General features: G+C 51.8%; 13 protein-coding genes. 8 read left to right on the forward strand and 5 right to left on the reverse strand.

The annotated features are described in order from the left end of the window. The first annotated feature begins 1 nt into the window (after window position 1). On the forward strand, window positions 2-2,434 hold the full coding sequence (locus ACLJRE_RS19480; protein ID WP_023212635.1) for a glycyl radical protein: 2,433 nt from the start codon (window positions 2-4) through the stop codon (window positions 2,432-2,434). A gap of 77 nt (window positions 2,435-2,511) precedes the next feature. Here the strand turns inward: ACLJRE_RS19480 and ACLJRE_RS19485 are convergent, their stop codons facing one another. Next, window positions 2,512-3,321: a Cof-type HAD-IIB family hydrolase gene (locus ACLJRE_RS19485; RefSeq protein ID WP_000217910.1), complete on the reverse strand. Its 810-nt coding sequence runs from the start codon at window positions 3,319-3,321 to the stop codon at window positions 2,512-2,514. A 261-nt stretch (window positions 3,322-3,582) separates the two neighbouring features. On the opposite strand from ACLJRE_RS19485, the gene ACLJRE_RS19490 reads away from it, so the two are divergent. Further along, entirely contained in the window at window positions 3,583-4,848 is a 1,266-nt protein-coding gene (locus ACLJRE_RS19490) for a DUF1479 domain-containing protein (RefSeq protein WP_000210949.1), read from the forward strand. 121 nt (window positions 4,849-4,969) lie between these two features. Here the strand turns inward: ACLJRE_RS19490 and ACLJRE_RS19495 are convergent, their stop codons facing one another. Then, window positions 4,970-6,565: an ABC-F family ATPase gene (locus ACLJRE_RS19495; RefSeq protein WP_000961434.1), complete on the reverse strand. Its 1,596-nt coding sequence runs from the start codon at window positions 6,563-6,565 to the stop codon at window positions 4,970-4,972. Between the two features lie 218 nt (window positions 6,566-6,783). On the opposite strand from ACLJRE_RS19495, the gene ldtB reads away from it, so the two are divergent. Continuing rightward, a complete protein-coding gene (gene ldtB / locus ACLJRE_RS19500; protein ID WP_001056404.1) occupies window positions 6,784-7,704 on the forward strand; it encodes a L,D-transpeptidase in 921 nt (306 codons plus the stop codon). A 43-nt stretch (window positions 7,705-7,747) separates the two neighbouring features. Here the strand turns inward: ldtB and ACLJRE_RS19505 are convergent, their stop codons facing one another. Both ACLJRE_RS19505 and mntR read right to left on the reverse strand, forming a co-directional pair. Continuing rightward, window positions 7,748-8,860: an anion transporter gene (locus ACLJRE_RS19505; RefSeq protein ID WP_023212636.1), complete on the reverse strand. Its 1,113-nt coding sequence runs from the start codon at window positions 8,858-8,860 to the stop codon at window positions 7,748-7,750. Then, the gene (gene mntR / locus ACLJRE_RS19510; RefSeq protein WP_000533542.1) at window positions 8,857-9,330 is read right to left on the reverse strand and encodes a manganese-binding transcriptional regulator MntR; all 474 of its coding nucleotides are present in this window, start codon (window positions 9,328-9,330) and stop codon (window positions 8,857-8,859) included. Before mntR ends, ACLJRE_RS19505 begins: the two co-directional genes overlap by 4 nt. A gap of 185 nt (window positions 9,331-9,515) precedes the next feature. Here mntR and mntS point away from each other — a divergent pair, with 185 nt between their 5' ends. After that, window positions 9,516-9,644, forward strand: a complete 129-nt coding sequence (mntS, locus tag ACLJRE_RS19515; RefSeq protein ID WP_001001755.1) for a manganase accumulation protein MntS — start codon at window positions 9,516-9,518, stop codon at window positions 9,642-9,644. 264 nt (window positions 9,645-9,908) lie between these two features. Beyond that, window positions 9,909-11,489 carry a phosphoethanolamine transferase gene (locus tag ACLJRE_RS19520; protein WP_023212637.1) on the forward strand — a complete coding sequence of 527 codons (1,581 nt, stop codon included), beginning with the start codon at window positions 9,909-9,911 and terminating at the stop codon, window positions 11,487-11,489. A gap of 62 nt (window positions 11,490-11,551) precedes the next feature. Here ACLJRE_RS19520 and ompX read toward each other — a convergent pair whose 3' ends face one another. After that, entirely contained in the window at window positions 11,552-12,067 is a 516-nt protein-coding gene (ompX, locus tag ACLJRE_RS19525; protein WP_000716763.1) for an outer membrane protein OmpX, read from the reverse strand. A 353-nt stretch (window positions 12,068-12,420) separates the two neighbouring features. Between ompX and rhtA the strand changes: the two genes are divergently transcribed. From rhtA to glnH, 3 genes are all read left to right on the forward strand, one after another. Next, window positions 12,421-13,308: a threonine/homoserine exporter RhtA gene (gene rhtA, locus ACLJRE_RS19530; RefSeq protein ID WP_001119555.1), complete on the forward strand. Its 888-nt coding sequence runs from the start codon at window positions 12,421-12,423 to the stop codon at window positions 13,306-13,308. Between the two features lie 302 nt (window positions 13,309-13,610). Then, the gene (gene dps, locus ACLJRE_RS19535) at window positions 13,611-14,114 is read left to right on the forward strand and encodes a DNA starvation/stationary phase protection protein Dps (RefSeq protein ID WP_000100805.1); all 504 of its coding nucleotides are present in this window, start codon (window positions 13,611-13,613) and stop codon (window positions 14,112-14,114) included. A gap of 476 nt (window positions 14,115-14,590) precedes the next feature. After that, complete coding sequence (gene glnH / locus ACLJRE_RS19540; protein WP_000838671.1) at window positions 14,591-15,337, forward strand: glutamine ABC transporter substrate-binding protein GlnH; 747 nt, start codon at window positions 14,591-14,593, stop codon at window positions 15,335-15,337. Window positions 15,338-15,357 lie beyond the last annotated feature (20 nt).

The raw sequence follows: 15,357 nt of genomic DNA on the forward strand, positions 1-15,357 counted from the left end.
CATGACCCAACTGAAACTGGACACGCTCAGCGACCGCATTAAGGCGCACAAAACCGCGCTGGTACATATCGTGAAACCGCCGGTCTGTACCGAACGCGCACAGCATTATACCGAAATGTACCAGCAGCATCTGGATAAACCGATTCCGGTACGCCGCGCGCTGGCGCTGGCCCATCACCTGGCGGAACGCACTATCTGGATAAAACACGATGAACTGATCGTCGGCAACCAGGCAAGTGAAGTCCGCGCCGCGCCGATTTTCCCGGAATATACCGTCTCGTGGATTGAAAAAGAGATCGACGACCTGGCGGACCGGCCCGGCGCAGGTTTTTCCGTAAGTGAAGAAAACAAACGTATTCTGCACGACATCTGTCCGTGGTGGCGCGGTCAAACCGTCCAGGATCGCTGCTACGGCATGTTTACCGATGAACAAAAAGGGCTTTTGGCGACTGGCATTATCAAAGCCGAAGGCAATATGACTTCCGGTGACGCGCACCTGGCGGTGAACTTCCCGCTGCTGCTGGAAAAAGGGCTTGATGGCCTGCGCGATAAAGTCGCCGAGCGCCGCTCACGCATCAACCTGACCGTGCTGGAAGATCTGCATGGCGAGCAGTTCCTGAAGGCGATTGATATAGTGCTGGACGCGGTAAGCCAGCATATCACGCGCTTTGCCGCGCTGGCGCGCCAGATGGCAAGCGAAGAGTCCCGTGAAAGCCGTCGTAAAGAACTACTTACCATCGCCGAAAACTGTGAGGTGATCGCCCACCAACCGCCGCAGACCTTCTGGCAAGCACTGCAATTGTGCTACTTCATTCAACTGATTCTACAAATTGAGTCTAACGGTCACTCGGTGTCATTTGGTCGTATGGACCAGTATCTTTACCCCTATTATCGTCGCGATGTCGAACTAAACCAGACGCTGGATCGTGAGCACGCCATTGAACTGCTGCACAGCTGCTGGCTGAAACTGCTGGAAGTAAACAAGATCCGTTCCGGTTCGCACTCTAAAGCTTCCGCGGGCAGCCCGCTGTATCAAAACGTCACCATTGGCGGTCAGAATCTCATCAACGGTCAGCCAATGGACGCAGTGAATCCGCTGTCTTACGCCATTCTGGAGTCCTGCGGACGTCTGCGTTCTACCCAGCCCAACCTCAGTGTGCGTTATCACGCCGGAATGAGTAACGATTTCCTTGACGCCTGCGTCCAGGTCATCCGCTGCGGCTTTGGGATGCCGGCGTTTAACAATGATGAAATCGTCATCCCGGAATTTATCGAGTTGGGGATCGAACCGCAGGACGCTTACGATTACGCGGCGATCGGTTGTATCGAAACCGCCGTCGGCGGGAAATGGGGTTATCGCTGCACCGGCATGAGCTTTATTAACTTCGCCCGCGTCATGCTGGCGGCGCTGGAAGGCGGTCGCGACGCCACCAGCGGCAAAGTATTTCTGCCGCAGGAAAAGGCGCTCTCCGCAGGCAACTTTAACAATTTTGACGAAGTGATGGCCGCCTGGGATACCCAAATTCGCTACTACACGCGCAAATCGATCGAAATTGAGTATGTGGTCGACACCATGCTGGAAGAGAATGTCCACGATATTCTCTGCTCAGCGCTGGTAGATGACTGTATTGAGCGAGCGAAAAGTATCAAGCAAGGCGGCGCGAAATATGACTGGGTATCCGGTCTGCAGGTCGGTATCGCCAACCTGGGCAACAGCCTCGCCGCCGTGAAAAAACTGGTCTTCGAACAGGGCGTTATCGGTCAACAGCAGCTTGCCGCCGCGCTGGCCGATGACTTCGACGGTCTGACTCACGAGCAGTTGCGCCAGCGTCTGATTAACGGCGCGCCGAAGTACGGCAACGACGATGACAGTGTCGATACCCTGCTGGCGCGCGCTTATCAGACCTATATTGATGAGCTGAAGCAATATCATAACCCGCGCTATGGTCGTGGCCCTGTCGGCGGCAACTATTACGCCGGTACGTCCTCTATCTCAGCAAACGTGCCATTTGGCGCCGCGACCATGGCTACCCCGGACGGTCGCAAAGCGCATACACCGCTGGCGGAAGGCGCAAGCCCTGCATCAGGTACGGATCATCTCGGCCCGACGGCGGTGATTGGTTCCGTAGGCAAATTACCTACCGGTTCCATTCTCGGCGGCGTGCTGCTCAACCAGAAACTGAACCCAACGACGCTGGAAAACGAATCCGACAAACAGAAACTGATGGTTCTGCTACGGACGTTCTTTGAGGTGCATAAAGGCTGGCATATTCAGTACAACATCGTGTCACGCGAAACGCTGCTGGATGCGAAAAAACATCCGGACCAGTACCGCGATCTGGTCGTGCGTGTGGCAGGCTACTCCGCCTTCTTCACCGCGCTGTCGCCGGATGCGCAGGACGATATCATCGCCCGTACCGAACATATGCTGTAATTTGCCCTGGCGCCATCGGCAATATGTCCGAATTGCCTGATGGCGCTACGCTTAACAGGCCTGCGCAGGCCTGTTAATCAGAAGGGATCGGTGCCGTCAAGCACGGCCTGAATGACGTTGAGCGCGCCTTGATGGTTATTATCATCAGTGTGATAGCGTGAAAGCGCTTTGATATTGTCTGCGGCATTGCCCATGGCAAAAGAGTAATGCGCCATTTTCAACATTTCCGCATCATTACCGCTGTCGCCAATGGCGACGACATTCTGTGGCGACCTGTTCCAGCGCTTTAACAGACGACTGATGCCATTCGCTTTATGCAGTCCCGGGATAATCAGGTCGATAAAACCGAAGCCGCTGGTGACGGGCTTCATGATGCCATCCAGAGATACGTGCAGTTTGTCGATAACCAGCGGAATTTGTTCATCAGGCAAATTCAGGGAGAACTTAAACAGGATATCGTCAATGTCGTGATAATCGTTTACCGGCTGCAGGCGGTGATAATGTTTGGCCATCAGCGCCACGAAAGTCTCGGGAGCGTTTTTGCTGACATAAGCGCTTTTCAGACCGCAGGCGACAAAATTAAGCTGCTTATCCTTCAGCAGTTCGCCAATCACAATACGCGATTCATGCCGGGTTAGCTCCCCGTGAAACAACTGTTTGCCATGTTCATACACCAGCGCGCCATTTTCTGCGACGAAGGAAATTTCGTCTTTCAGCTCGGGGAAGAAGGAGATCAACTGGTAGTACTGATTACCGCTAGCGACCACAAATTCGATATTACGTTTTTTCAGTTCCTGGTATTGCGCCATGAAGCGTACACGATCGTACTGCTTGGCATCGTCGAGAAAAGTGCCGTCCATATCGGTAACGACAACGTTAACGGTCATACTTAAGCTCCTGGCTGTAACTGCGACCAGAAACATTTTAATAACAATGTGAGCAGAACCACAAATTTATTTCGAATGAAAAGTGGCTGAACGAAAGGAATAGCCGCATAAGACATTAAGGCGTCCTGGCCACCTTACGTTTTCCTCTCGCTTCCCTCTTTGTGTTCCCCTGCAATATTTTAAACTTGCATTAACCTTATTTTAACTTAAAGTATCACATGTAACTAATTTTACTTTCGAACGAAAGATGATGAGGTTGATATGACGACTCCTTTTACCCACGAAACGCTGCCCGCCGACCCAAAAGCGGCCATTCGTCAGATGAAGCAGGCGCTACGCGCGCAAATCGGCGACGTACAGGCGGTGTTCGACCGTTTGAGCGCCACCATAGCAGCCCGGGTGGCGGAAATTAACGATCTGAAGGCGCAGGGACAGCCGGTATGGCCAATTATCCCTTTTAGCGAACTGGCGATGGGCAACATTAGCGATGCCACCCGCGCCGAGGTTAAGCGCCGCGGGTGCGCGGTGATTAAAGGTCATTTTCCACGCGAACAGGCGCTGGCGTGGGACCAGTCGATGCTCGACTATCTGGACAAGAACCATTTTGACGAGGTGTATAAAGGACCGGGGGATAATTTTTTCGGTACGCTGAGCGCCTCCCGGCCTGAAATCTATCCTGTCTACTGGTCGCAGGCGCAAATGCAGGCCCGCCAAAGTGAAGAGATGGCGCTGGCGCAGTCGTTCCTCAACCGTCTGTGGCAGGTAGAGCACGACGGCAAGCGATGGTTTAATCCGGATATCAGCATCATTTATCCGGATCGCATCCGTCGCCGCCCGCCGGGCACCACATCCAAAGGACTGGGAGCGCATACCGACTCCGGCGCGCTGGAACGCTGGCTGCTGCCAGCCTATCAGCAGGTATTCGCCAGTGTGTTTAACGGCAACATCGAACAGTACGATCCGTGGAATGCGGCACACCGTACCGAAGTTGAAGAGTATACGGTGGATAACACCACAAAATGCTCGGTATTTCGCACCTTCCAGGGCTGGACCGCGCTCTCCGATATGCTGCCCGGTCAGGGGTTGCTTCATGTCGTCCCTATCCCGGAGGCGATGGCGTATATTCTGTTGCGCCCGCTGCTGGATGATGTCCCGGAAGATGAATTATGCGGCGTCGCGCCGGGCCGGGTGCTGCCGATTTCTGAACAGTGGCATCCTTTACTGATGGCGGCGTTAACCAGCATTCCGCCACTGGAAGCCGGGGATTCCGTGTGGTGGCATTGCGATGTCATCCACTCCGTCGCCCCCGTAGAAAATCAGCAGGGCTGGGGCAATGTGATGTACATTCCTGCCGCGCCAATGTGTGAGAAAAATCTGGCCTATGCGCGTAAGGTGAAAGCGGCGCTGGAGACAGGCGCATCACCGGGCGATTTCCCGCGCGAGGACTATGAAACCACCTGGGAAGGGCGCTTCACGCTGCGCGATCTGAATATTCACGGTAAACGGGCATTAGGTATGGACGTTTGATGGTCGTACAGCCCTGCCCGCTTAACTGCGGTGCGCCCTTTGTCTGGGCGCACCCGTCTTACCGGACCTACGCGCCAGGATACGTAGGCCCGGTAAGCACAACGCCACCGGGCGTCAGTGTTTAGCTTTCAATCCCTTTACTACGCAAATAATCGTCGTAGTTGCCGCTGAAGTCCACCACGCGCTCCGGCGTAATTTCAATGACGCGGGTTGCCAGCGAGCTGACGAACTCACGGTCGTGCGAAACAAAGATCAGCGTGCCCTGATACAGCTCCAGCGCCATATTCAGCGATTCGATCGACTCCATATCCAGGTGGTTAGTCGGTTCGTCCATAATCAGGATATTCGGCTTTTGCATCATCAGTTTGCCGAAAAGCATACGGCCCTTCTCGCCACCGGAAAGGACTTTCGCAGGCTTTTTGATATCATCCTGGCTAAATAGCAGGCGGCCCAGAATACTGCGCACTGCCTGCTCGTCGTCGCCTTCCTGCTTCCACTGACTCATCCATTCAAACACCGTCAGGTCATTTTCGAATTCATATTCGTGGTCCTGCGCGTAGTAACCAATACGCGCGTTTTCCGACCATTTAACGGTGCCATGATCGGCGTCCAGATCGCCAACCAGCGTCTTCAGCAGCGTAGATTTACCCACGCCATTGGTGCCGAGTACCGCCAGCTTCTCGCCGACTTCGAGCAGCAAATTGACATTTTTAAACAGCGGACCGTTATCAAAACCTTTCGTCAGCGCTTCCACTTCCAGAGCGTTACGGAACAGTTTTTTATCCTGCTCGAAACGGATGAACGGGTTCTGACGGCTGGAGGCTTTCACCTCTTCCAGCTTGATTTTATCAATCTGCCGCGCGCGCGACGTTGCCTGACGCGATTTAGAGGCATTGGCGCTAAAACGGCTAACAAAAGATTGCAGCTCGGCAATTTGCGCTTTTTTCTTCGCATTATCGGCCAACAGACGTTCACGCGCCTGAGTCGCCGCCGTCATATACTCATCATAGTTACCCGGATAGACGCGCAAGTCGCCGTAATCCAGATCCGCCATATGCGTACAAACCATGTTCAGGAAGTGACGGTCGTGCGAAATGATAATCATCGTGCTATCGCGCTCGTTCAGCACCTGCTCCAGCCAACGGATAGTATCAATATCCAGGTTGTTGGTCGGTTCGTCGAGCAACAGGATGTCCGGATTAGAGAATAACGCCTGCGCCAGCAGCACACGCAATTTCCAGCCTGGCGCGACTTCACTCATCAGACCGTAATGCTGCTCCAGCGGGATGCCCACCCCCAACAGCAATTCGCCTGCACGCGCCTCAGCGGAATAACCGTCCATCTCGCCGTATTTTACTTCCAGATCGGCGACTTTATAGCCGTCTTCTTCGCTCATTTCCGGCAAAGCGTAGATACGGTCGCGCTCCTGCTTGACTTCCCACAATTCGCCATGCCCCATAATGACAGTATCAAGTACGGTGAATGCTTCAAAAGCGAACTGGTCCTGACGCAGCTTACCGATGCGCTCATTCGGATCAAGGGAAACATTGCCCAGCGTCGGCTCCAGGTCGCCGCCGAGGATTTTCATAAAAGTGGACTTTCCGCTACCGTTGGCGCCGATCAGGCCGTAACGGTTGCCGCCGCCAAATTTGACGGAAATGTTTTCGAACAGCGGCTTACTGCCGAACTGCATGGTAACGTTGCTGGAAACTAACACAGGCTTATCCTGAAAAAAGATGTGACAAACCGCTTATTATGCCACAAGTCTGAAATAAGATCGCGCCCTGTACAAAGGGCTACACTGAACCGTAAGGGAAAAAAACGTGATTTCGTACACATCTGAATTCCCTGTTTACTGGAATGCACCTATAATGCGCTCCCAACATGACAGAATTCTCAACCTACTAGCCTGCTTGGCACAGAATCTCGCATAACATGAATATGAAATTAACAACGCTTTTCGCGGCGGCTTTCGCTGTAGTTGGTTTTTGTAAAACAGCCTCAGCAGTCACTTACCCGCTGCCTACCGATGGTAGCCGTTTAATTGGGCAAAATCAGGTCATCACCGTGCCGGAGGGCAATACCCAGCCGCTGGAGTATTTTGCCGCGGAGTATCAGATGGGGCTGTCCAACATGCTGGAAGCCAACCCGGGCGTGGATACCTTCCTGCCGAAGGGCGGTACCGTGCTGAATATTCCGCAGCAGCTGATCCTGCCGGATACCGTACACGAAGGCATTATCATCAATAGCGCGGAAATGCGCCTCTATTACTACCCGAAAGGCACAAACACCGTTATCGTCCTGCCGATTGGGATCGGTCAGTTAGGTAAAGACACGCCTATCAACTGGACGACCAAAGTTGAACGTAAAAAAGCCGGTCCGACCTGGACGCCTACGGCAAAAATGCACGCTGAATATCGCGCCGCCGGCGAGCCGCTGCCTGCCGTCGTGCCTGCGGGCCCGGATAACCCGATGGGCCTGTACGCGCTGTACATTGGTCGCCTGTATGCTATTCACGGCACCAACGCCAACTTCGGCATCGGGCTTCGCGTGAGCCACGGCTGCGTGCGTCTGCGCAACGACGATATCAAATTCCTGTTTGAAAATGTGCCGGTCGGCACCCGCGTGCAGTTTATCGATGAACCGGTAAAAGCCACCACCGAGCCGGACGGTAGCCGTTACATTGAGGTGCATAACCCGCTGTCAACGACGGAAGCGCAGTTTGAAGGTAAGGAAGCGGTGCCGATCACGCTTAATAAGAGTATCCTGGCCGTCACCAACGAGCCTGACGTTGATCAGACCGTCGTACAACAGGCGGTTCAGGATCGTTCCGGGATGCCGGTTCGTTTGAACTGACAGACTCTGCCTGCGAAGCCCGATAGATACTATCGGGCTTCTCTTACGGTATCAGTTGCAATAATCCATATCCCACCAGCGCCGCCCATGCCAGCATCGGCAGTGAATAGAAATGAAATCGCCACCAGATTCGGCGATCGTTCGCCATCCGTAAAGCAATAAGATTTGCCAGCGACCCCGGCAGCAGACCAAACCCGCCGATATTCACCGCCCACGACAGCAGCGTCGAGGCCGGTACATAGTTCAGCAGGAGAATGGTACTGGGCACATTACTGATAACCTGAGACAAGCCGATAGCGGTTAGCCAAAGTCCTAGTTGAGACAGTGCGCCAACCTGGTTGAAAACGCCCTGCAACGCCGGCAATTGCGTTAGCAGATGGACATCAATAAACATCGCCATAAATACCAGCAGCAGCGTCCAGTCCACGCTGACTATCACCCTGCGCGCCAGCACAATAAACCCAGCCGCCACCAACACCAGTCCCCATAACTCTTGCCTGAGCTCCAGCGCGGTAAGAAAAACGACATATAATCCCAGGCAACTCCACACCAGACGGGGCTGCCACTGCGGCGAACGCGTACCGGTATGGTACTGTAACGCCCTACCCGGAAAACAAAACCAGCACAGGAGCAGTAACGTCAGCATCATCATGACGGCAAGCGGCGCCATTTGCCCGCTAAATTCAGCAAAGGTTAAGCCGGAGCGTCCCCACAACAGAATATTTTGCGGATTACCGACAGGCGTCAGCAGCGAACCGGCGTTCACCGCCAACGCCTCAAAAATAATCAATCGGTTGACCGGAATCGCACACAGCTTTTTCAACGTTATCGTCAGCGGCACAACGATAAACAGCGCGACATCGTTTGTCAGAAAGGTCGACAGCGCCGCCGCAGCCAGCACCAGGAACATCGCCAGTTGCCGCTCGGTATGAAATCGGCGCGTCATCTTGCGTCCCAGCACATCAAAATAGCCGCTCAGCTCAACGCCTTTAGTGAGCAACATTAACCCACTGAGGGTAATAATGGTGTGCCAGTCAATCGCGCCAGGCCAGGCGCGGGGCGCAAAAGGAACAAACAGGCTTAGCGCCATCCCCACAATGATCAACAACTGAAAAAAACGGTCACGCCGCAGCGCCCGTAAAAAGGCCAGATTCATTCTGCAGATGTTCCATGCTGTTGCGTGAAGGCCAAAAAGGCATCCAATGTCTCCTGGCTGACATGGTGTTCCATCCCTTCCGCATCACGACGCGCGATCTCCGGGCTTACGCCTAATACCAGTAAAAAATTTTCGACAATTTGATGCCGCTCGCGGCTTTCCTGCGCCAGCTTCTCCCCTTCCGGCGTCAGAAAAACGCCGCGCCAGGGGATCATTTGAATAAATCCTAACGATGCCAGGCGCTTAAGCATTTTGGCCACAGTCGGCTGGGAGACGCCGAGCCGCGCCGCCATATCCACCTGACGCGCTTCCCCTACCTCAATAATTAAATCGGAAATCAGCTCAACGTAATCGTCTATCAACTCACGGCGATGCGCCTCTCTGACCTGACGAAATCCTTCAACGTGTTCTTCTACGTTCACCAATTGCGTCACTTTTTTTGTTGTTGGCGTACCTGCGCGACGACCCATTTTGCTTCCTCGTTTCTGTGACGCGTTAACGCGTCAGCTGACAGAGCGCTCATTGTAAACCAGAGTTGTCCGGGCACAAAAAATTAACGTTTTAGCAATAGCTATAAAACATAGCCTGTGCTATATCTGTATGTAATGCAGACATCCCTCACGGATCGATGGGATAGAAACATCAGGAGGTTTATATGAACGAATTTAAGAGGTGTATACGCGTGTTCAGTCACTCTCCCTTTAAAGTCCGGTTAATGCTGCTCTCTATGTTGTGCGATATGATCAACGGCAAACCGGAACAGGATAACCCTTCCACGAAATAACGCGGCGGTGCGGTACGCCGCTTTATTTTGCATCCTCAACGGAAATGGCGCCCATTTCCCCTGTTTTTTTGTGGTTTTGCTATTCTCTTCGCAAAACATTTTCTTTCCGGCGGTTGACCTTCTTACCCGCACGCTCTATCTTCTGGCAGCCCTGAATATTTTGCGACTCGCCGTTGCGAACCCAATACCTTTTTTACGCATAATCAGGCAGGTAATGACCCTTCGCGCCAGGGTTAGCACATGGCGTTTTTGCAATAGTGGCATATGAATTCAACCCTTATCGATTCACTTCTCGCCCGTCGTCGGGCTGTAAGCCCGTGGACGGGCCTCTACTTTTTACAGTCGCTGCTGATTAACCTCGCGCTCGGCTATCCCTTTAGCCTGCTTTATACCGCGGCGTTTACCTGCCTGTTGCTGCTGCTCTGGCGCTACCTGCCTCGCGGACAAAAAGCGCTGCTCGGCATCTGTTCGCTGGTAGCCGCTTGCTATTTTCCCTTTGGCCAGGCTTACGGCGCGCCGAACTTTAATACGCTGCTGGCGCTGCACTCCACCAATATGGAAGAGTCGAGCGAAATCCTGACCATCTTCCCGTGGTATAGCTACCTGACCGGACTTTTTATTTTTGCGCTGGGTATTATTGCGCTTCGCCGCCGAAAAGAAGAGGTCAGGCCGCGCTGGAATAGCCTCGACAGCCTGTGCCTGCTGATTAGCGTCGCGGCATTTTTCGTCGCGCCGGTACAAAATCTGGCGTGGGGCGGCGTTTTTAAGGTTATTGATACCGGCTATCCGGTTTTTCGCTTCGCCAAAGACGTTATCGTCAATAACAACGAAGTCATTGAAGAGCAGCACCGTATGGCGCAGCTATCCGGCATAAAAGATAGCTGGACGGTTACTGCGGTGAAACCCAGATATCACATCTATGTCGTGGTGATTGGTGAAAGCGCGCGACGGGATGCCATGGGCGCTTTCGGCGGCCACTGGGATAATACCCCCTTCGCCAGCCATGTGAATGGCGACTTCTTTATGGATTACATCGCCGCCAGCGGCTCAACGCAAAAATCGCTCGGTTTAACGCTCAATCGCGTGGTGGATAACAAACCGCAGTATCAGGATAACTTCGTCACGCTGGCTAACCGCGCCGGTTTTCAGACATGGTGGTTTTCCAATCAGGGGCAAATCGGTGAATACGACACGGCCATCGCCAGTATCGCCAAACGCGCCGATGAAGCGCATTTCCTGAAAAACGGCGATTTTGAAGCGGATAAAAATACTCGCGACGACGCGCTGTTAAGCATGACGGCGCAGGTATTGGCGACAGAACGCACGCAACCGCAGTTGATTGTGTTGCATTTAATGGGGTCGCATCCCCAGGCCTGCGACCGTACTCAGGGAAAATACGCGACGTTTGTCCAGTCGAAAGAGACGTCTTGTTATTTATACACCATGACGCAAACCGATGATTTACTCCGTCAGCTCTATACTCAGCTTCGTCATAGCGGCGACAGTTTTTCGCTCGTCTATTTCTCCGATCACGGGCTGGCGTTTAAAGAGCGCGGCAAAGCGGTACAGTACCTGGCGCATGACGACAAATTCCAGCAAAACTTCCAGGTGCCGTTTATGGTGCTATCCAGCGACAGTAAAGCGCATCGGATCATTAAAGCTCGCCGTTCTGCGAACGATTTCCTGAGTTTTTTCTCGCAATGGACAGGAATTAGCGCTAAAGAGATCAAAAATCGCTATCGATTTATTTCGGAGCAGAAAGCCGGGCCCGTTTATATCACCAATTTCAAATTACAAAAAGTGGACTATAACCATCTGGGCAGCGATATTTTTTCACTAAAATAATGCACGTTTCAGGCAAAAAAAATCCGCCCCGAAAGGCGGATTTTTCATTTTCACCGACGTGATTAGAAGCGGTAACCCACGCCAGCAATCCAGGTGCCAACGTCAACGCTACGAATACGGCTCTGCTCGTAAGAGAAGTCCAGAGCAACATTTTCCATCGGGTTGAATTGCAGACCAGCGCCATAGGAGAAGCCATAATCGCTGGTGTCATGTTTGTAGGTTGGGTAATCGGTCGTCTGGAATTTACCGTAACCCACACCGACTACACCGTAGATGCTCGCCCAATCGTTCAGACGGTAAGCCGGGCCGGCAGTGATGCCGTAGTACTGACCTTTGTTGTAATCGCCCGCACCGTTAGTACGATCTTTTTCGGTGTAGGTGAAGGAACCGATTACGCCCAGCGGGTTGTCGTCCTGCTCATAACGATACTTCAGGTTAAAACCGCTCATTTTATTCGCTACGCCCTGCGCGTCGCTCTGAGCGTAACCACCGGTAACGGTAGAAGTAGCAGCTACTGCAGTACCTGCGGAAAAAGCCAGAACAGCGGCCAGTGCTGAAAGACATGCAATTTTTTTCATAACCACCTCAAATGTGCTTCAAGTAAGTCCTAAGTTTTAAATATATCAAAAATTAATGGGAAACTCTTTGCGATTCACGGTGTCTAAGGGCGCCTTTCATGTAACAGAACGTTTCCATATCGCGCTATCTTATTCAATTAACATCACTTTTCCGGCTGATTGCACCAATAATGCGCGTGCGGCGCGATACATTCATCCAGATTATTCCTAAACTAACAGTCTATTTATCCATCAATTTAAGTTCATTTTATGGAATCCTGGAAATTTTTTTTCAACGAATCCTCAACCGCCGCGGGGAATTTCCATTACACTGCCACCTTTACTCGTACTGACATTTTTTGACAGGAGAAAGGATGCCGGGGTCAACACGTAAACTACCAGTCTGGTTGCCCATTTTGGTTTTGCTCATTGCCATGTCCTCTATTCAGAGTGGCGCTTCACTGGCGAAATCGTTATTTCCTCTTGTCGGCGCGCCGGGCGTAACGGCGCTTCGTCTGGCGTTGGGAACGCTTATCCTTATCGCCTTTTTCAAACCCTGGCGTTTGCGTTTTGCCAAAGAGCAGCGGCTGCCTTTACTGTTTTATGGTCTGTCGCTGGGCGGGATGAACTATCTATTCTATCTGTCGATTCAGACGGTGCCGTTGGGTATTGCGGTCGCGCTGGAATTTACCGGTCCTCTGGCGGTCGCGCTGTTTTCATCCCGGCGGCCGGTAGATTTTATTTGGGTCGTACTGGCTGTGCTTGGGCTCTGGTTCCTGCTGCCATTAGGGCAAGATATGTCTCACGTCGATCTTACCGGGGCCGCGTTAGCGCTCGGCGCTGGCGCCTGTTGGGCTGTCTATATTCTTACTGGCCAGCGAGCAGGCGCGGAACATGGTCCGGCCACGGTGGCGGTAGGCTCGCTGATTGCCGCCATCATTTTCGTGCCGATTGGCGCAGTTCAGGCTGGCGACGCGCTATGGCACTGGTCGATTCTTCCCTTAGGGTTAGCGGTCGCTGTGCTTTCTACGGCGCTGCCTTATTCACTGGAAATGATTGCGCTGACGCGCCTGCCAACCCGCACCTTCGGTACGCTGATGAGCATGGAACCCGCGCTGGCCGCCGTTTCCGGGATGATTTTTCTGGGCGAAACGCTTACGGGCATACAAATCATGGCCCTGTGCGCCATCATTGCCGCTTCAATGGGATCTACCCTAACGATTCGCCGCGAACCGCAAATTAAACAAGTTGACGTAAAATAGTTTCTTATTCTGCATGATGTGCATAATCATGCAGAATATCACCTCGTTATTCACCTTTTATTATCGCGCTATTACTTCGTCATTTTTTGTCATATTTTTTCTCATTTTTTACATTAAAATGAGAATTATTACCCACCAAACAGCAAACTCGTCTAACTAATTGATTTTTAATCATAATAAATATTAAATCTTGTCTGTACTATTAAAGTGATAGGTAAATTCAAAAAAGCAAAGTTAAAAACCGGTGCTATACTTATTTTCGTTAATTACCTGGGACACAAACATCAAGAGGATATGAGATTATGAGTACCGCTAAACTGGTAAAAACAAAAGCGTCTAATCTGCTTTATACCCGTAACGATGTATCAGAGAGCGATAAAAAAGCGACGGTTGAGTTGCTTAATCGTCAGGTGATCCAGTTCATTGACCTGTCGCTGATCACGAAACAGGCCCACTGGAACATGCGCGGTGCTAACTTTATTGCCGTTCATGAGATGCTGGATGGCTTCCGTACCGCACTGACCGATCATCTGGATACTATGGCCGAGCGCGCCGTACAGCTTGGCGGTGTGGCGTTAGGCACCACGCAAGTTATCAACAGCAAAACTCCACTGAAAAGCTATCCGCTCGATATCCATAACGTGCAGGATCACTTAAAAGAACTGGCCGATCGCTACGCTGTTGTCGCTAATGATGTTCGCAAAGCTATCGGTGAAGCCAAAGATGAAGACACTGCCGATATCTTTACCGCTGCATCACGCGACCTCGATAAATTCCTGTGGTTTATCGAATCCAACATCGAATAAATCTATCTCTACCCTGAATACTTCGAGTTGCAGGAAGGTACAAACGCAGCGAATCCGCAGGAGCCTGACTTCCGTCGGTAACTGAAGCGAACGCACCTGCAACTTGATGTACACAGGTATATAAGTCATCCCTATACCCCTGCCTGTCACAGGGGTTTTGCACTTAAATAGTGCACACGTCTTGTACTCCCCTCCGATAAAAGTGAATTATTTGTAATAATTACATCACACAATCGTTAATTAAAGATTGTTTTAACAACAATTTTTACGCTAAATAGACCCTGTATCTCTACTTTGTTATTCATGCACTAAATCAGTGCCCCGAAACGGTGCAGCATACTGGTTTTGCCCGACTTATTGTGCACAGGAATGATTCATGCTTCTGTTAAAACAATGAGTTACATAATTGGCATGATTTTTTCATTACGCTACATGTTCTCGCAGGGGATCGCCCCGTGGATAGAAAAGGAAATGCTATGAAGTCTCTATTAAAAGTTTCACTGGCTGCACTTACCCTGGCTTTTGCGGTGTCTTCGCACGCTGCGGATAAGAAACTCGTTGTGGCAACCGATACGGCGTTCGTTCCGTTTGAATTTAAACAGGGCGACAAATACGTCGGTTTTGATGTTGATCTGTGGGACGCTATCGCGAAAGAACTGAAGCTGGACTACACCCTGAAACCGATGGATTTCAGCGGCATTATTCCGGCATTACAAACCAAAAATATCGATCTGGCGCTGGCGGGTATTACGATTACGGACGAGCGTAAAAAAGCGATCGACTTTTCCGATGGCTATTACAAAAGCGGCCTGCTCGTGATGGTGAAAGCCAATAATAACGACATTAAAAGCGTGAAAGACCTCGATGGCAAAGTCGTTGCCGTGAAGAGCGGAACCGGGTCGGTGGATTACGCGAAAGCGAATATCAAAACCAAAGATCTGCGTCAGTTCCCGAACATTGATAACGCGTACATGGAATTAGGCACCAACCGCGCAGACGCCGTTCTGCACGATACGCCGAACATCCTGTACTTTATCAAAACCGCAGGCAACGGCCAGTTCAAGGCGGTAGGCGAATCGCTGGAAGCACAGCAATACGGAGTTGCCTTCCCGAAAGGCAGCGATGAACTGCGCGAGAAAGTCAACGGCGCGCTGAAAACGCTGCGTGAGAATGGCACCTATAACGAAATCTACAAAAAATGGTTCGGTACAGAACCTAAATAAAACGACCTGATGTTGGCTTG

Origin of the sequence: Salmonella sp. SAL04157 (genome assembly GCF_046551635.1) — a bacterium.
GTDB classification, from domain to species: Bacteria; Pseudomonadota; Gammaproteobacteria; order Enterobacterales; family Enterobacteriaceae; genus Salmonella; species Salmonella enterica.